This is a genomic window from Acinetobacter sp. YH01018, assembly GCF_013420295.1.
In the GTDB taxonomy this organism is placed as follows: domain Bacteria; phylum Pseudomonadota; class Gammaproteobacteria; order Pseudomonadales; family Moraxellaceae; genus Acinetobacter.
The window spans coordinates 21,803-39,141 of record NZ_VOYL01000009.1 but is presented as its reverse complement, the minus strand read 5'-3'; the positions used below and the strand labels follow the sequence as shown (position 1 = coordinate 39,141).

Below are 17,339 nucleotides of genomic sequence, written 5' to 3'. Positions count from 1 at the left end.
AACGTATCAGACAGCTTTTTAAAAAGAACATTCACTGTTCTTAATCTTAAAGTCATAGTTTTTACTTTCGGATGACAGCTTTAATTCAACATGATAGGGATTTACACGTTGAAATTCATTTTCAAACAACAAGCTGCAGTTCTGCAAAATATTTTTTCTCAGCAGTTTTTTGACTTCCTTTTCACCAACATCTTGGGCAAACTGGGTAAAATCAGGCGTGGTGATAATGCCTTCAATTTTTACCCCATTCGCGCTCATTTGGTATTTTTCCATCAGCATGTTTTGATCGATCTGGAAAGGCAATGTGCGCGAATCTTCATCACTGATGACATCTAAAATCTCATTCAGCGCTTTATGGTCTTTAATTTTATAAGATGAATCCAGAATCTGCTTTTTAACAAAATATTGGTCGAGCTCGGTGGCTTTGGCATGTGCGGTATTAAATATAAGAAAAGTGCTTAAACATAAAAATATTGTTTTAAATGGCATGATCATCATCACTGAGAATACTTATGATTTAAATTAAACAATTTATAGGCATAAAAAAAGCACCCGAAGGTACTTTTTTAGAAAACTTGAGGCTGAAAATTTAATCTTTCTTTAAATTTTCATTAATTAAGAATTCAACCAGTGCTTTTTGTGCATGCAGGCGGTTTTCAGCTTCATCCCAAACCACAGCATTTTTGTGATCAAGCATGTTTTCTGAGATTTCTTCGCCACGGTGAGCTGGCAAGCAGTGCATGAATAAGCAATCTGGGTGAGCAAGATCCATTAAGCGTTCATTGACCTGATAATCAGCAAAGGCTTGTTCACGGATTTTTTGCTCTTCTTCCTGTCCCATGCTTGCCCAGACATCAGTCACAATCAGATCGGCATTTACCGCAGCATCTTCAGCTGAATCGACAAGTTCGACGCAATGAGCAAACTCAGTCAGAAATTTTTCTTGTGGTTCATAGCCTTTAGGTGCAGCAATTTTTAATTTAAAGCCCCACATGTGTGCAGCTTCAATATAAGAGTTGCACATGTTGTTGCCATCACCAATCCAGGCAACGGTTTTACCTTCAATTGAACCACGGTGTTCAAGGTAAGTTTGCATGTCAGCCAATAGTTGGCAAGGGTGGTGATCATCTGTTAATGCATTGATTACAGGTACTTTTGAATAAGAAGCAAAACGCTCAACGATATCATGGCCGAAAGTACGGATCATTACGATATCCAGCATGCTTGATATTACGCGTGCCGAATCTTCAACTGGCTCACCGCGACCAAGTTGGGAGTCACGTGAAGAAAGAAAGATTGCGCTACCACCGAATTGACTCATGCCAGCTTCAAACGAAACACGTGTACGAGTACTCGATTTTTCAAAAATCATACCCATGACTTTACCAACGAAAGGTTGGAAAACTTCATTGTTATGCTGCTTACGCTTGAGTTCGATCCCGCGTTGCAAAATTTGGTTAAGTTCTAAAGTCGATAAATCACGTAAAGTTAGAAAGTGACGGAGAGCCATCATTTACTCCACAATAACCGCTGAAAATAAATTATCAGTAATTAGTTGCTGGTTGGTTAAGAAAAAAATACGGAATCGGCTAATATACTATATGCGAGACAAATTGCAAAAAATCTAACGGGGTTGATGGCCTTCCAGGAAGCGATCTACACAATAAGTAATGTAATTGATGGTTTCTTGATCATTTTCACGGATTGGCACACCCATAAGTACGCACCATTCAATATTGCGGATAATGCCAAAATACAGTTGAGCAGAATAAATCGGTTGTTTACAGTGAATAATCCCGATTTCATCGGCTTTGGTTAGCGCATTGGCTATGGCGATTTGAATATGCTTTGGACCCTGTTCGTGAATGTAAAGAGCAAGCTGTGGGCTGCGCTGTGTCTGTTCAATAATTAAACGAAGGAAGGCTACATTTTCTGGAAGCATCAAATGTTGCTTAACATTTATCAGGGTTTGGATTAAATAGACACGAAGATCATCTTTACCGTGTTCAAAAGGGATGCAGATATCTTTAAAAAACTGTTCCCGACGATAATCACAAATTGCTTTGAATAAGCCTTCTTTATTGCCAAAGTATTTATAGATTGAAGCCTTAGATCCGCCTGCGTGTTGCACAATATCATCCAGTGATACTGCATCGTAACCACGTTCTAAAAACAGGTCGGTTGCACTGACTAATAATGCCACACATCGCTCATGACCACGCTTGGTTGGTGGTATATCTTTACCTAAAGGAGCTAAATGGGCGATTTTATGCATATTGGATAAAAAACTAACAATTAAATAGGAGGGAGATTGTTATTATAACAAATATATGTAAAGCGTGCTGTGTAGAAGTGTACTCGCGTACGGCATGATTTGAACTGAAAAAGTCATTATTTTAGAAAATAGCTCAAATTTAGCTTATTTAGAATACAAAAAAGCTGTGTTTATCAAAAATAAATAATATCTAATATCACGAAAATTTATTGTGCAATAAATTTGAGAATTATTTGACTAAAGTTATAGAGTAAAAATTCTAAAGAGTCATGGCCAAACAGAGGTTTATGGATATACTCAAACTTCGATAAATAAAGTGAAACTGTGGAAAGGAAGATGACACAACAAATGTCTGCAGGCTTAAGATTTAGACAAGCACTGGAAGTTGAAAAGCCATTACAAATTATCGGCACAGTGAATGCCTATGCAGCCATGATGGCGAAAGAAGTGGGTTATAAAGCCATTTATGTATCGGGCGCAGGAGTTGCCAACTATTCTTACGGATTGCCTGACTTGGGTATGACCAGTTTGGACAATGTTCTGGAAGATGTACGTCGTATCACTGAGCGTGTCGATACGCCTTTACTTGTAGATATTGATACGGGATGGGGCGGAGCATTTAATATCGCCCGTACTGTTAAACAGATGATTGCGGCTGGTGCTGCAGCCGTTCATATTGAAGATCAGGTTGCACAAAAGCGTTGTGGTCACCGTCCAAACAAGGAAATTGTGACCCAGCAGGAAATGGTTGACCGTATTAAAGCAGCGGTGGATGCCAAGACTGATTCAAACTTTGTGGTGATGGCGCGTACCGATGCCTTGCAAAAAGAAGGTTTACAAGCGGTGATTGACCGTGCATGTGCATGTGTTGAAGCTGGTGCGGATGCAATCTTTGCTGAAGCGATGACTGACATTACCATGTATCGTACAGTGTGTGATGCTGTAGGTGTGCCTGTATTGGCAAATATTACCGAATTTGGTGATACGCCTTATTACACCGTAGATGAGTTGGGTGAACAAGGTATTCGTATGGTACTTTATCCACTGTCTGCGACACGTGCAATGCAGAAAGCGGCATTGGAAGTGATGCGTTCTATCCGTGAAAACGGTACGCAAGTGAATGTATTGGACAAGATGCAACAGCGTAAAGAGCTTTACGAGTTTCTTGATTATCATACGTTTGAGAACACTTTAGATAAATTGTTTAAATAAATTTTTTAAATAAATAATTCAAAATGGAGAATTAAAAATGGCTGAAGGAAAAGTACTGACAGGTGCAGGATTACGTGGACAGGTTGCAGGTAAAACCGCACTTTCTACTGTTGGTAAGAGTGGCGCAGGCTTAACCTATCGTGGTTATGATGTGCAGGATCTGGCGGAAAATTGCCAATTTGAAGAAGTGGCTTATCTTATCTTCTTTGGTGAATTGCCAACGACTGAACAGCTTGCGGCTTATAAGGCCAAATTGAAATCTTTACGTCAGCTTCCACAAGCGTTGAAAGAAGTGTTGGAACGCATTCCGGCAGATTCGCATCCGATGGATGTGATGCGTACCGGTGTGTCCATGCTAGGCAACTTGGAAACTGAAAAATCTTTTGCTGAGCAGCAAGATGTTGCCGACCGTATTTTGGCGACTTTACCTGCAATTATTTGCTATTGGTATCGTTATAGCCACGATGGCGTGCGCATTGAAGAAAATACCGATGATGATTCAATTGGTGCACAATTCCTGCATTTACTGCGTGGTGAAAAACCGAATGAATTGCATGAACAGGTGATGAATGTGTCGCTGATTCTTTATGCAGAGCATGAATTCAACGCATCTACATTTACTGCGCGCGTGTGTGCATCTACGTTGTCTGATATGCACTCATGTATTACTGGTGCTATTGGTTCACTTCGTGGTCCATTACATGGCGGTGCCAATGAAGCAGCGATGGAAATGATTGAAAACTGGACCTCTCCAGAAGAAGCCGAACGCGAAATGCTGGGTAAGCTGGAGCGTAAAGAAAAGATCATGGGCTTTGGTCATGCAATCTATAAAGACAATGACCCACGTAATGGCATCATCAAAATCTGGTCTGAGCGTTTAGCTCAAGATGTCGGTGATACAGTACTTTACCCGGTATCAGTACGCTGTGAAGAGGTGATGTGGCGCGAGAAGAAATTGTTCTGTAATGCAGACTTCTTCCATGCATCTGCTTACCACTTCATGGGGATTGCAACCAAATTGTTCACACCAATCTTTGTAATGAGCCGTGTAACAGGCTGGGCAGCCCATGTAATGGAACAGCGTGCAGACAACCGTATTATTCGTCCAAGTGCGGATTATACCGGCCCTGAACTGCGTAAAGTGGTTCCAATTGCAGAGCGTACTGTAGCTTAAGATAAAAGCATGAATAAAGCCTCTTCGGAGGCTTTATTTTTTTGCAGTCAGTAAAACTGGATCTTCAATGGTGTAACCTGTTTCAAAAGGAATGCCCAGGTATTTAACCACCGCTAATATCTTCTGTTGCCGGGGAATCTTATAAGCTTGGGATATGCTTAATCCGTGGCGATAATCGATTGCCTGATGGATCTGGCTTTTCAAGCTTTGACTGCTGAGTTGGTATGTATAAGTATATTTCGGAATATATTCTTTCGGATCATAGCAAGATTTTTCTTTAGAGGTGATTTTCTTTAATACCTGAATCTTGATGCTTGATTTAGGTAGTGGTGCAAGAGGGTTAAGCCGCTTTTTAATTTTTACTATTTCCTTATCGAACTGCCGACTATCTTGGTCATAATCAATTTTCTTGGTTTTAGGATTAATATATAGCGAATTCACCTGAATCAGCTTTGCCGGTTGCTGGGTATTTTTAAATTGATAATAATAAAGTTGCGGTAGGCGACCACGACCATCAAGATAATGTTTAAGCAGATAGACTTTTTGCTCTTTGTTTTCATAGCCCAATACTTCGATATTTTGAGGACCACCTACGGTTGCAAAACTGCTGCATGGCAGCAGGATTAATCCGAATGTGAACATTTTGAGTTTAAACATCACTAAACACTCTGAATAAGTTTGATGATTTCATCTGCTATATATTGAGTTAAAACATCAAGGCGTTTTAATGGTGTGCCCTCAATAAAATATTGAAAATTGTGTGTTTTATTTAAATATAAAATTGAGGTGAAAAATGTGCCTTCAGGTTTATTTTCTGTTGCGCTACCGCCAGGTTTCAGTAAACCTGTGCAAGCAACAATAATATCAGCTTGAGTAAAGAGATTTTTTCCTTGCCTTGCCATTGCTTCTGTAACTTCAGCAGATTCCGCAGTGTATTTTTCTATAAGCTTGGCATCAATATGCAGGATATTGATTTTGATTGATGGATCATAACTGACCAGCCCACCCAGTAAAATCTCTGCGCCACTGTTTTTGCAAATAGAAAACTGACTGGAAAGATAGCCCGAACTGGCACTTTCAATAAAAGCAATTTTTAAATGATGTGTTTCGAGCAAATCACAACATTGTTTTAGCATAGGTTTTTGTCTCAAAATCAATACTATTTAGTTTAAATTTTTTTATCTTGGGTAGACTTCACTCAAAAATATGGTGAAAGACAAAAAATCAGTTTTTCATTTTTCGGTTCGTGTTTTTTAAATCGATGTTCTTTGTGCTTAACTTTATCTCGATTGTTTTTAAATAAAAAGTTTATTTAGAATCTATAAATTATTTTCGATCTCTGGTAAACAAACCACAATAAAAAACCCGCCATAAAGACGGGTCTTTGAAGCTGACTGAATTTATTGATCCAAAGCAGGAGTCGCAGCAGCAATCGCAGCAGCAACGGCATCATCTTCAGACTGAGCTTCATTATTTGATTTGGTGGGGGCTTCTGAAGCTGGTTTTGGTTGGGCTTTTGGTGCTTCAGCTTGAGCAGTTTCAGTTGTAGTCTGTTGAGGAGCTTCACGCACTTCACGACGAATGACTGTAGTTGTATTTGGCGTTTCTTCACGTTCAACTTCTACCTGCGCTGGAGCTTGAGCGTTGTTATCTTCCATAGCTTCCAAAGGTACAGCTTCTGCAGGCTGATTCATTTGTTCAGTTTGCTCGGTTGTTTCAACCTGTTCTTGCTCATCTTCTTTTGGAGTTTCTTTTTTTACACATGCTGTTAAAAGTAAACTTGCTGCAATAGCACCACAAAGTAAAAGTTTGTTATTCATAATCGCACAAAATAAAGCATTAATTGGATGTTGCTATTATAACAGCAAATACAAATATAAAAATCCTATCAGCTTACCCTAATTTTTTATCGGAAATGCTGATAGAATAACCAATTGTTTATTGTTCTATGAATTGATGCGGAATGACTTTGCTTTATTGGTACAGAGTAAAGTAAAATCGCACAACATTGTAGGCCAATTTAGGCTCCATTGTACGAGAAACTTAATGACCCATTTTATTTTCGTTACTGGTGGTGTTGTATCATCACTAGGTAAAGGTATTTCAGCTGCATCTGTGGCTGCGCTTTTAGAAGCCCGTGGTTTAAAAGTGACCATGGTCAAAATGGATCCATACATTAATGTCGATCCAGGAACGATGAGTCCGTTCCAACACGGTGAAGTTTTTGTCACAGAGGATGGTGCTGAAACTGACTTAGACTTGGGTTATTACGAACGTTTCTTACGTCGTGCGAAAATGACCAAACTGAACAACTTCACATCAGGTCGTGTTTATCAGGATGTTTTAAATAAAGAACGCCGTGGTGACTATCTGGGTGGTACTGTTCAGGTTATTCCACATATTACCGATAATATTAAAGAACGTGTGCTTCGCGCTGGCGAAGGCTATGACGTCGCAATTGTGGAAATTGGCGGAACAGTAGGTGACATCGAATCTCTCCCGTTCATGGAATCTGTACGTCAGTTAATGGTAGAGCTTGGTCATAAACGTACCATGTTGATGCACTTGACTTTACTTCCATACATCAAGTCAGCAGCAGAACTGAAAACCAAACCGACTCAGCACTCAGTGAAAGAGTTGTTATCGATTGGTATTCAACCAGATATTTTAATCTGCCGTACCGAGCATGATGTTGATGCAGATACAACCCGTAAAATTGCATTATTCACTAACGTGGAAGCGCGTGCGGTTGTGGTCTGTAAAGATGCACGTACTATTTATCAAATCCCGCGTACGTTCTATGAACAGGATGTTGACGATTTAATTTGTGAACGTTTTGGTTATAACGACCTGCCTGAAGCGGATCTTTCAGACTGGGACAATGTTGTAGAAGCTTTATTAAACCCTGAATACACAGTACGTGTGGCGATGGTAGGTAAATACGTTGAGCTTCCAGATGCATATAAATCTGTAAACGAAGCACTTCTTCATGCGGGCATTAAAAACCGTGTCAAAGTCCAAATTGACTATGTCAATGCTGAAGATCTTGAAAGCCAAGATGTGAATGAAGCGCTTAAAGATGCAGATGCCATTCTGGTTCCGGGCGGTTTTGGTGAGCGTGGTACTGAAGGCAAAATGCTGGCAATTAAATATGCACGTGAAAACGGTGTGCCATTCCTTGGTATCTGTTTAGGTATGCAGTTGGCAGTGATCGAATACGCGCGTAACGTAGCGGGTATCACGGATGCGTCATCCACAGAATTCAACCGTTCAACCAAATCACCTTTAATTGGTTTGATTACCGAATGGCTGGATGAGCGTGGCGAAGTTCAACAGCGTTCTGTAGATTCTGATCTTGGCGGAACCATGCGTCTAGGTGCGCAAAAATCTGAGCTGGTTGCAGGTACAAAAACTGCAGAAGTGTATGGTTCGAATGAAATTATCGAACGTCACCGTCACCGTTATGAAATGAACAACCGTTTCATTCCTGCGCTAGAAGAGAAAGGTCTGAAGATTTCAGGTTATTCACCAGTACAACATTTGGTAGAAACAGTTGAAATTCCTCAACATCCTTGGTTTATTGCTGTACAATTCCACCCGGAATTTACAAGTTCACCACGTGATGGGCACCCATTATTTGCCAGCTTTATTGATGCTGCGAAAAAACAGTACCAAAAAACCAAATAATGGCTGGGCAAGACTAAACTAGGAAAGTTTAAATGTCGCAATTAAAACCACAAGAAATTGTACGTTTAGGCGATATACAAATGGCAAATCACTTGCCATTTGTATTATTCGGCGGAATGAATGTACTTGAGTCAAAAGACCTTGCTTTTGAAATTGCAGAAACTTATGTTGATATCTGCAAACGTCTGGAAATTCCTTACGTGTTTAAAGCAAGTTTTGATAAAGCCAACCGTTCAAGCTTGAACTCTTTCCGTGGCCCAGGCTTGGAAAAAGGGATCGAGTGGTTAGCAGACATTAAAAAACACTTCAATGTACCCATCATTACTGATGTACATGAACCTTATCAGGCTGCACCTGTTGCTGAAGTGGCGGATATTATCCAGCTTCCAGCATTCTTGAGCCGTCAGACTGATCTGGTTGAAGCTATGGCAAAAACCGATGCCATCATCAATATCAAAAAAGCACAATTCCTTGCGCCACACGAAATGCGCCATATTTTGCATAAGTGTCTGGAAGCCGGAAATGACAAGCTGATTCTTTGTGAACGTGGTTCGGCCTTTGGCTATAACAACCTGGTTGTAGATATGCTGGGCTTCGACATCATGAAAGAAATGAATGTGCCTGTATTCTTTGATGTCACCCACGCGCTGCAAACTCCAGGTGGGCGTGCAGATTCTGCGGGCGGTCGCCGTGCGCAAATTACCACTTTGGCTCGTGCGGGTATGGCCACTGGTCTGGCGGGTTTATTCTTGGAAGCTCATCCAGATCCTGAACATGCTAAATGTGATGGTCCTTGTGCACTTCGTATGTCGCAACTGGAGCCATTCTTGGCGCAGCTGAAAGAATTGGATACCTTGGTTAAAGGTTTCAAAAAGTTAGATACACACTAAATCATATACACCTTGATGCCTTCTAAAGCATCGCGTTATTCATCAACTGAGGAATTGTTCATGAGTCAAATCGTTGACATTCGTGCACGTGAAATTTTGGACTCTCGTGGTAACCCAACCATCGAAGCAGACGTAATCTTGGCATCTGGCGTAGTTGGCCGTGCATGTGCACCATCTGGTGCTTCAACTGGTTCTCGTGAAGCTTTAGAACTTCGTGACGGCGATAAAGCACGTTACTTGGGTAAAGGCGTTAAAACTGCAGTTAACAACGTTAACACAGTAATTCGTGACGCATTGTTGGGTAAATCAGTCTTTGAACAAAAAGATATTGATAACACAATGATCGCGCTTGACGGTACAGAAAACAAAGAAAAACTAGGTGCGAACGCAACTCTAGCGGTATCTTTGGCTGCTGCACGTGCTGCTGCTGACGAAAAGAAAATTCCTCTTTTCCAATACATCGCAGACCTTCGTAACAACAGCATTTTAACTATGCCCGTTCCAATGATGAACATCTTGAACGGTGGTTCACACGCAGATAACAACGTTGACATTCAAGAGTTTATGATTGAGCCAGTGGGCTTTACTTCATTCTCTGAAGCGTTACGTGCGGGTGCTGAAATCTTCCATTCTTTAAAATCAGTTTTAAAGAAACAAGGTTTGAATACTGCGGTGGGTGATGAAGGTGGTTTTGCACCAAACTTACGTTCAAATGAAGAAGCGATTACTGTAATCCTTTCTGCGATTGAGCAAACGGGTTATAAAGCGGGTTCTGACATCATGCTTGCACTTGACTGCGCATCTTCAGAATTCTACAAAGATGGTCAGTACATTCTTGCTGGCGAAGGCAACAAAGCATTCACAAGCAACCAGTTCTCTGACTACCTTGCGGGTCTTGTAAACCAATACCCAATCATCTCGATTGAAGATGGCCTGGATGAGTCTGACTGGGAAGGCTGGTCTTACCTGACTTCTATCCTTGGCGACAAGATCCAGTTGGTGGGTGATGACCTGTTCGTAACCAATCCAAAAATCCTTCAACGCGGTATCAATGAGAAAGTTGCTAACTCTATCTTGATCAAATACAACCAGATCGGTACCTTGACTGAAACTCTAGATGCTATCTATCTTGCGAAAGCAAATGGTTACTCTACAGTAATTTCTCACCGTTCAGGCGAAACTGAAGATTCGACTATTGCTGATCTTGCAGTAGGTACAGCAGCGGGTCAAATCAAGACAGGTTCACTTTGCCGTTCTGACCGTGTAGCAAAATATAACCAATTACTTCGTATCGAAGAATTGACTAAAGCTGCATATCGCGGTAAAGCTGAGTTCAAAGGTTTGAACTAAGCACATATCATGCTATCTCTATTCAATGTATTTGACTCCAAAGTGAGTAAAGCATTATTGGGCCTTGCGATCATTTTGATCGCAGGGTTTCAGTACTTATTCTGGTTTGGTGAAGGTGGTTACCATGACCATCAAAAACTGGCTGAAAAAATTCAACAACAAACAGAATTAAATACGGAACTTAAAGAACGTAACCGAGTTCTCGCTGCTGAAGTTTATGACTTGAAAAATGGTATTGAAGCCATTGAAGAGCATGCGCGTTTAGACTTGGGCTTGATCAAGCCGCATGAAACTTTTGTACAAATGAGTACTATTAGTACAAACTATAAGCCTATTTATATTGATCCAAATGCCAAAGCAGATTTAAGAACCAATGAAAATGAAACTGGAGCACCCGTAGAAAGTGCACCATAAAATTTGGGCAGTTATTCCTGCTGCTGGTTCCGGAAGTCGTTTTTCTAAAACTGAACTTAAACAATATCAACAGATTCAAGATCTAACCGTACTTGAGCATACCGTTGCACGTCTGAATCAGTTGCCTTTGGCAGGTTATGTTCTGGCTATTGGTACACAGGATGATGTTGCAAAAACCTTGACATTCTCCCATCCTGAAAAGGCTCATTTTTGTCCGGGTGGCGCAGAACGGGTGAATTCGGTTCTGAATGCCTTAAGCTATCTTGAAGCATTTGCAGCTGAAGAGGATTGGGTATTGGTACATGATGCCGCACGTCCTTGTGTGACCCAAGACTGCTTGCAGCTGTTGGTGAATACGGCTATTCAGGAAAATTGCAGTGCGATTTTGGCGATTCCCGTTCGTGACACCTTAAAATATGTTGCACATGCAAATACAATTGCCAAGACAGTTAGTCGAGACCATTTATGGCAAGCTCAGACACCCCAAATCTCAAGATTAGGTATCTTAAAACATGCCATTGAAAAAGCATTGCAGGATGGTATGACCATTACCGATGAAGCCAGTGCTCTGGAGTACGTGGGTGAACCAGTAAAAGTGGTACAGGGTCGATCAGATAATATTAAAATTACCTATGCCGATGATCTGGAGTTGGCACGTTTAATCTTAGCCTCCCAGCAAGCAGTTTAAAGTCTACAAGATAAAAATGCAGAAATATGGGACTTAATGATGTTATTTAAACACTTTAAACTTATAATTTGCGCTGTCTCTAGCTTGTTCAAATATTTCAAATGATACCATCCCCCCAGTATCGTTTTTTACGTCACTCTTTACGTGATGGTAGAAGCATTAAACATGACTCATCCAGATGGGCCAAATTACACTTGGATCCATGGCTGCTTTCTTTTCTGGTATTGAATTCAATATTGGGATTGATGGTGGTTTATAGCGCAACTCTGCAAGATAGCAGTATGGTGATTCGTCAGGCCACCAGTTTTGGTGTCGGTTTCATCCTCATGTTTTTATGTGCCCAGGTTCCGCCAAAAGTTTATCAGGCGGTCAGTCCATATTTTTATATGCTGGGCATGGTGCTACTGGTGCTGGTTCTGGTGATTGGTGATACGCGTTTGGGGGCAAAGCGCTGGCTGACGGTTCCGGGCATTGGTAGTATGCAGCCCAGTGAAATCATGAAATTTGCCATGCCGCTGATGATGGCATGGTATTTTTCACGTCGTGTATTTCCACCTACCTTTTTGCAGATCGTGACTGGGCTCATCCTGATGATGATTCCGTTTGTACTGGTGGCACTACAACCAGATTTGAACATTGGTCTGATTATTCCCGGTGTTTTTGTCTTGTTTCTGTGTGGCATGTCTTGGCGTTTGATTCTGGGAGCTCTGACGGCTTTGGCTGTTGCAGCACCGGTTTTATGGATGTTTGTACTGCAAACCTATCAAAAGAAACGTATCTTGACCTTATTTGATCCTGAGTCCGATGCATTGGGTGCTGGCTGGAACATCATCCAGTCCAAAATTGCTATTGGTTCTGGGGGGTTAACCGGGAAAGGATATTTGACCGGTACTCAGTCGCATTTGGGTTACTTGCCTGAAAATCATACCGACTTCATTATGTCTGCCTATGCTGAAGAATATGGCTTTGTCGGGGTATTTTTATTATTTAGTCTGTTTGCTGCAATTATTATCCGTTGCTTGATGATTGGCTTGAATAGTTTTCATAATTTTGGACGCTTATATGCGGGTGCTATCGGGCTGACGTTCTTTTTCTTTGTATTTTTAAACTCAGGAATGGCCAGCGGAATTTTACCTGTAACTGGGGACCCTCTGCCACTGATGAGTTATGGTGGCTCGGCAGTAATTTCATTACTGGCGAGTATGGGGATTGTGATGTCGATCCATACCCATCGTTGATGTTGATATTAATATTAAAAAGCTAGATTTGATCTGGCTTTTTTATTTTTGGGGGAAAATAAATGGATTTATTTGAACAATCAATGACGATGGTTAATGAATTAAATCAAGAATTATCGCAGTCTGAATTTGTAGATGGCGGGCTACGTCTAGATTTAGTATATCAGTGTTGTGACATATCGATTGAACATGGATTAGCGGTTAAAACATTATTAGAAACTGAACTGTTTATATCGGCTCTTGCGTTGTTTCGTACACAATTTGAATCTTTAGTGCGTGCTTATTGGATATTATTTGTAGCAACGGATGAGCAAGTGTGTGAGTTGGGCGTGCTGGATTCAATAGAGCAGCTTACTTTAAAGGAACATAAAAGTATTAGCCGTTTTACTGCAACGCCGATGATTGAAGCTTTGAAGGAAATTCAGGAAATCAAGCATATTGTCGCTCAACTCGAAGAGTTCAAGTTATTCTCTTTGGATTATCTTAATTCAATTGTACATAGTGGGAAGCAAACATTTTTGCGTCACACCTTTGGTTTGGGTGATGAACACAAAAAATTGATTATTAAGCAATCTAACAATTTAACAATGATGAGTGCACAGATTTATTTAAAACATACTTTGCCTGATCGTCAAAAGCTTATTCAGATTTTTCTTCAAAAGTATCGTGAATGTTTTATGTTGCCTGAAGATATATCGAAAGAAGAGCGGGAAAAGATTTTAGCGCGTTATAAGTAGATGTAAAAAAGCCCACAAATGTGGGCTTTTTAGAACGTTTAAAGAATTAGGTGAGGAACCAGGTGTAATAACCCCAGATCATCAGTGGCCATGCGATATATGGACTAAATAGCCATTTCCACAGCCAAAACTTAGGCAGAAATCCTACGCCGTAAATGAATCCACCTGAAATGCCAATCATGATCATCATCAAGGCTCTATGATTATAGTGACCATTGGCATCGAGCATAAGGGCTGGGTGAATTAGCAACACCGTAGCAAGAGGCAATGCCATCAAAAATGAAATGGCCATTACAAATTTATTTGGCTTGCTTCCTTCTGCTGTCATTGCGATCTCTGTCATTGTTTATTCCTCATCCAAATCTTGATGATGTTCGATATAAAGGGCACTTAATACGCCTGCAAAGCACGCCATTAAAATCCCGAGAATCCATGCGAAATACCACATAATTTTATCTCCTAAAACACAGCCTTAGTACAGGCTGTGTGAATTCTCTTGAATATGTTTTTTGGTAATTACGCCCCACATCTTATAGTAACACCAAGTGGTGTAACTCAAAATAATTGGAACAAAAATACAGGCAGCAACAGTCATTACAGTCAGTGTGTTTTTACTTGATACTGCATCCCACATGGTCAAGCTGGCAACAGGGTTGATGCTTGAAGGCATAAGGAATGGGAACAATGCAAAACCAGCTGTTAAAATTGCCCCAATTACCATCAGCGATGTACCCAGGAAGCTTAATCCGGCTTTGGCTTTCGCAGCAGCGGCAATTACAATCAGGCTTCCCAAGATTGCCATGATCGGTGCAATCATAGTGATTGGGTAAGTCGAGTAGTTATTCATCCAGCCATGGTTGCCATTGGTAATGACTTCTTTGGCAAGAGGGTTTGCAACTCCATTGGTATCAAATGGTTGAGCTAAAGTATAACCTTCAATGTTACCGAAGTATAACCATGCTCCAGCGCCCAGGAAGCAAACCAAGAATACCACACCCATCAATTGAGTTGCTTTGGCAGAACGTGCATGTAAGTCGCCATCGGTACGAAGCATCAACCACGCACCACCATGTGCACTCAGCATGGATAAGCTGACAATACCACAAACCAGGGCAAATGGGTTGAGCAGGGCAAAGAAGCTACCAGTATAAGTTGAACGTACGGTTTCATCTAAAGTAAACGGTACACCTAGGAACATATTACCGAAGGCAACACCGAAGACTAAAGCAGGAACTGCACCACCAACAGCCAAACCCCAGTCCCAAGAGTTACGCCATTTTTTGTTCTCAAGTTTAGAGCGGTAGTCAAAACCTACAGGTCTTAAGAACAGGGCAAACAGTACCAGTAATAGTGCCCAGTACATACCGGAGAATGCGGTTGCATAAACCATTGGCCATGCAGCAAACAGTGCGCCACCAGCTGTAATGAACCAGACTTGGTTACCATCCCAGTGCGGGGCAATGGTATTAATTGCCGCACGACGCTCTTCATCGTTTTTGCCCACGAATGGCATGATTGCCATAGAGCCCATATCGAAGCCATCGGTGAGGGCAAAGCCAATCAGTAGTACACCTACCAAAACCCACCAGATAATTTTGAGTAATTCATATTCGATCATGATTGAGCCTCCGCAGCAGCGTGGTTTTGATCAGCGCCTTTTTCAAAGTGGTATTTACCAGTATGTAAAGAACTTGGACCTAAGCGAGCGAATTTGATCATCAAGTACATTTCGATAATTAGAAGTACTGTATAGAACGCTGCAAGTGCCAGGATTGAACCCCAAATATCACCAGTGCTTAAGCTTGAAGCAGAGAGATGTGTAGGTAGAACCTCACCAATTGTCCATGGTTGACGACCACCTTCAGCCACATACCAGCCAGTTTGTGTAGCAATCCATGGTAATGGTAAGCCGTAAAGCGCAAATTTAAGTAACCAAGGTTTGCTTTCTGCATTGCGTTTAGCGACTGCAAAAGTTGCAAGGATAAACAGAAGCAGCATCAAGAAACCAGAAGCCACCATGGCACGGAACGAGAAGAACAGGGCAGTTACGTTAGGAACAGTATCCTTGGTCGCTGCTTTGATTTGCTCTTCAGAAGCATCTACTACATTTGGTGTATATTTTTTAAGAAGTAAGCCATAGCCCAAGTCTTTCTGATTTTCTTTGAACGAAGCCATCAGCGCTGGTGAGCGGTCGCCTGCACGAAGTTTTTCAAGTTCGGCATATGCAGTCATACCATTACGGATACGAAGCTCATGTTGAACCATCAGGTCTTTCAGGCCAGTCACTTCTTTATCAAGAGAACGTGTGGCAATGATACCCATCACATATGGAATTTTGATGGCGTAGTCAGTGCGTTGTTCTTCCCGATTTGGAATACCAAACAATGTAAATGGAGCAGGTGCTGGGTGAGTTTCCCATTCTGCTTCAATTGCAGCCAATTTGGTTTTTTGTACATCACCCAGTTCATAACCTGATTCATCACCCAGTAAAATAACTGAGAATGTAGAGGCTAAACCAAAGATTGCCGCAATAGCGAAAGAACGGCGTGCAAAAGGTAAATCACGTTTTTTCAGCATGTAGAAACTGGAAATCGCTAAAACGAAAACGGCACCAGTGACATAACCTGAAGATACTGTATGGACAAATTTAACCTGAGCCACCGGGTTGAAAATCAGTGCGCCGAAGTCAACCAGCTCCATACGCATGGTTTCAAAGTTGAACTCTGCGCCCACAGGGTTTTGCATCCAGCCATTGGCGACTAAAATCCAAAGTGCCGACATGTTGGAACCCAGTGCAACCAGCCAGGTCACGCCTAAATGCTGAACTTTGGAAAGCCGGTCCCAGCCGAAGAAGAATAGACCAATAAAAGTCGATTCCAAGAAAAATGCCATTAATCCTTCAATAGCGAGTGGCGCGCCAAAAATGTCACCGACATAATGCGAATAGTACGCCCAGTTTGTACCAAACTGGAACTCCATGGTTAAACCTGTGGTAACACCTAAGGCAAAGTTAATACCAAAAAGTTTTCCCCAGAACTTAGTCATGTCCTTATAAATTTCTTTACCGGAAATCACATAGGTGGTTTCCATAATGGCAAGAATAAAAGCCAGACCAAGTGTAAGAGGTACAAATATAAAGTGATACAACGCGGTCATTGCAAATTGGAACCGCGAAAGATCGACCACGCTTTCAGAAATCATCAACGTGTCTCCTTGATTTGGGAAGGGCTGCCAGCAATATGCTCGGCAACTTGAGTGTCAAAATTTTGAGGAATAGTAGGGGCGTCGAACCAGATGTGTTTAATCGTCAGTAGGAGAGCAACCTTGATTATTAATATGATTGCGATCTCTCGAACTAAACGTTGATTGTAATCTTTCGGTATTAAGCTCATACAAATAAGCCTATTTTTTTAAACTTGATCTATATTATTAAACAAAAAATAACTAAAAATAAATAGATGAAACAATTAAAATAAAAATATATTATATTTGTTTTTTAAAACAATAATTTATGTTAAGGTTGTGATAAAAAATATACTGATTTTTTGCGATTATTAAGTTGACTAAAACACTGCGTATTTAATTTTTAATTCTGACTAAAATACTTATATATACTTTTAACTCCAACTAAAACACTTGTATCTTTTTAGGGAGTATAAATAATTAATTGATAA

20 protein-coding genes are annotated in these 17,339 nt (G+C 40.9%); 9 read left to right on the top strand and 11 right to left on the bottom strand.

Translation table 11 applies throughout. From position 1 onward, the window contains the following. Nucleotides 1-18: 18 nt before the first annotated feature. The 3 genes from FTT83_RS05105 to FTT83_RS05095 form a co-directional block, all read right to left on the bottom strand. Nucleotides 19-489, bottom strand: a complete 471-nt coding sequence (locus FTT83_RS05105; RefSeq protein ID WP_180043423.1) for a hypothetical protein — start codon at nt 487-489, stop codon at nt 19-21. Nucleotides 490-589: 100 nt separating this feature from the next. Continuing rightward, a complete protein-coding gene (gene argF / locus FTT83_RS05100) occupies nt 590-1,510 on the bottom strand; it encodes an ornithine carbamoyltransferase (RefSeq protein ID WP_180043425.1) in 921 nt (306 codons plus the stop codon). A 114-nt stretch (nt 1,511-1,624) separates the two neighbouring features. Beyond that, nucleotides 1,625-2,275 (bottom strand): TetR/AcrR family transcriptional regulator, encoded by a 651-nt coding sequence (locus FTT83_RS05095; protein ID WP_086196325.1) that lies wholly within the window; start codon nt 2,273-2,275, stop codon nt 1,625-1,627. Between the two features lie 336 nt (nt 2,276-2,611). Here FTT83_RS05095 and prpB point away from each other — a divergent pair, with 336 nt between their 5' ends. Together prpB and prpC are read left to right on the top strand one after the other, a co-directional pair. Next, the gene (gene prpB / locus FTT83_RS05090) at nt 2,612-3,487 is read left to right on the top strand and encodes a methylisocitrate lyase (RefSeq protein ID WP_086174234.1); all 876 of its coding nucleotides are present in this window, start codon (nt 2,612-2,614) and stop codon (nt 3,485-3,487) included. Between the two features lie 37 nt (nt 3,488-3,524). Further along, complete coding sequence (prpC, locus tag FTT83_RS05085; RefSeq protein ID WP_180176308.1) at nt 3,525-4,661, top strand: 2-methylcitrate synthase; 1,137 nt, start codon at nt 3,525-3,527, stop codon at nt 4,659-4,661. A gap of 33 nt (nt 4,662-4,694) precedes the next feature. Here the strand turns inward: prpC and FTT83_RS05080 are convergent, their stop codons facing one another. From FTT83_RS05080 to FTT83_RS05070, 3 genes are all read right to left on the bottom strand, one after another. After that, nucleotides 4,695-5,318 carry an aminotransferase gene (locus FTT83_RS05080; protein ID WP_180043429.1) on the bottom strand — a complete coding sequence of 208 codons (624 nt, stop codon included), beginning with the start codon at nt 5,316-5,318 and terminating at the stop codon, nt 4,695-4,697. 2 nt (nt 5,319-5,320) lie between these two features. Further along, the gene (locus FTT83_RS05075; protein WP_180081582.1) at nt 5,321-5,797 is read right to left on the bottom strand and encodes a CinA family protein; all 477 of its coding nucleotides are present in this window, start codon (nt 5,795-5,797) and stop codon (nt 5,321-5,323) included. Between the two features lie 264 nt (nt 5,798-6,061). Next, nucleotides 6,062-6,481 (bottom strand): internalin, encoded by a 420-nt coding sequence (locus FTT83_RS05070; protein WP_180081584.1) that lies wholly within the window; start codon nt 6,479-6,481, stop codon nt 6,062-6,064. A gap of 226 nt (nt 6,482-6,707) precedes the next feature. Between FTT83_RS05070 and FTT83_RS05065 the strand changes: the two genes are divergently transcribed. The 7 genes from FTT83_RS05065 to FTT83_RS05035 all read left to right on the top strand — a co-directional run bounded on the left by FTT83_RS05065 (nt 6,708) and on the right by FTT83_RS05035 (nt 13,665). Beyond that, complete coding sequence (locus FTT83_RS05065) at nt 6,708-8,348, top strand: CTP synthase (protein ID WP_180043435.1); 1,641 nt, start codon at nt 6,708-6,710, stop codon at nt 8,346-8,348. 32 nt (nt 8,349-8,380) lie between these two features. Continuing rightward, nucleotides 8,381-9,238, top strand: coding sequence for a 3-deoxy-8-phosphooctulonate synthase (kdsA, locus tag FTT83_RS05060; RefSeq protein ID WP_086196319.1), 858 nt, complete (start codon nt 8,381-8,383; stop codon nt 9,236-9,238). Nucleotides 9,239-9,298: 60 nt separating this feature from the next. Continuing rightward, on the top strand, nt 9,299-10,588 hold the full coding sequence (gene eno, locus FTT83_RS05055) for a phosphopyruvate hydratase (protein WP_086196318.1): 1,290 nt from the start codon (nt 9,299-9,301) through the stop codon (nt 10,586-10,588). A gap of 9 nt (nt 10,589-10,597) precedes the next feature. Then, the gene (locus FTT83_RS05050; RefSeq protein ID WP_180043436.1) at nt 10,598-11,002 is read left to right on the top strand and encodes a septum formation initiator family protein; all 405 of its coding nucleotides are present in this window, start codon (nt 10,598-10,600) and stop codon (nt 11,000-11,002) included. Next, complete coding sequence (ispD, locus tag FTT83_RS05045) at nt 10,992-11,690, top strand: 2-C-methyl-D-erythritol 4-phosphate cytidylyltransferase (protein ID WP_180043438.1); 699 nt, start codon at nt 10,992-10,994, stop codon at nt 11,688-11,690. Before FTT83_RS05050 ends, ispD begins: the two co-directional genes overlap by 11 nt. A 101-nt stretch (nt 11,691-11,791) precedes the next feature. Further along, nucleotides 11,792-12,928, top strand: coding sequence for a rod shape-determining protein RodA (gene rodA / locus FTT83_RS05040; protein WP_180043440.1), 1,137 nt, complete (start codon nt 11,792-11,794; stop codon nt 12,926-12,928). A 62-nt stretch (nt 12,929-12,990) separates the two neighbouring features. Beyond that, nucleotides 12,991-13,665, top strand: a complete 675-nt coding sequence (locus tag FTT83_RS05035) for a hypothetical protein (protein ID WP_180081588.1) — start codon at nt 12,991-12,993, stop codon at nt 13,663-13,665. Between the two features lie 46 nt (nt 13,666-13,711). Here FTT83_RS05035 and FTT83_RS05030 read toward each other — a convergent pair whose 3' ends face one another. From FTT83_RS05030 to cydP, 5 genes are read right to left on the bottom strand one after another with little or no spacing between them, the layout of a single operon-like run. Next, nucleotides 13,712-14,008: a cyd operon YbgE family protein gene (locus FTT83_RS05030; RefSeq protein ID WP_086196312.1), complete on the bottom strand. Its 297-nt coding sequence runs from the start codon at nt 14,006-14,008 to the stop codon at nt 13,712-13,714. A gap of 3 nt (nt 14,009-14,011) precedes the next feature. Then, nucleotides 14,012-14,113: a cytochrome bd-I oxidase subunit CydX gene (cydX, locus tag FTT83_RS05025; RefSeq protein ID WP_002120988.1), complete on the bottom strand. Its 102-nt coding sequence runs from the start codon at nt 14,111-14,113 to the stop codon at nt 14,012-14,014. A gap of 24 nt (nt 14,114-14,137) precedes the next feature. Further along, nucleotides 14,138-15,283 carry a cytochrome d ubiquinol oxidase subunit II gene (gene cydB / locus FTT83_RS05020; protein WP_086196311.1) on the bottom strand — a complete coding sequence of 382 codons (1,146 nt, stop codon included), beginning with the start codon at nt 15,281-15,283 and terminating at the stop codon, nt 14,138-14,140. After that, nucleotides 15,280-16,866: a cytochrome ubiquinol oxidase subunit I gene (locus tag FTT83_RS05015; RefSeq protein ID WP_180043443.1), complete on the bottom strand. Its 1,587-nt coding sequence runs from the start codon at nt 16,864-16,866 to the stop codon at nt 15,280-15,282. Before FTT83_RS05015 ends, cydB begins: the two co-directional genes overlap by 4 nt. Then, a complete protein-coding gene (gene cydP / locus FTT83_RS05010) occupies nt 16,866-17,057 on the bottom strand; it encodes a cytochrome oxidase putative small subunit CydP (RefSeq protein WP_086196309.1) in 192 nt (63 codons plus the stop codon). The genes FTT83_RS05015 and cydP overlap by 1 nt, the downstream gene beginning before the upstream one ends. Nucleotides 17,058-17,339: the final 282 nt, after the last annotated feature.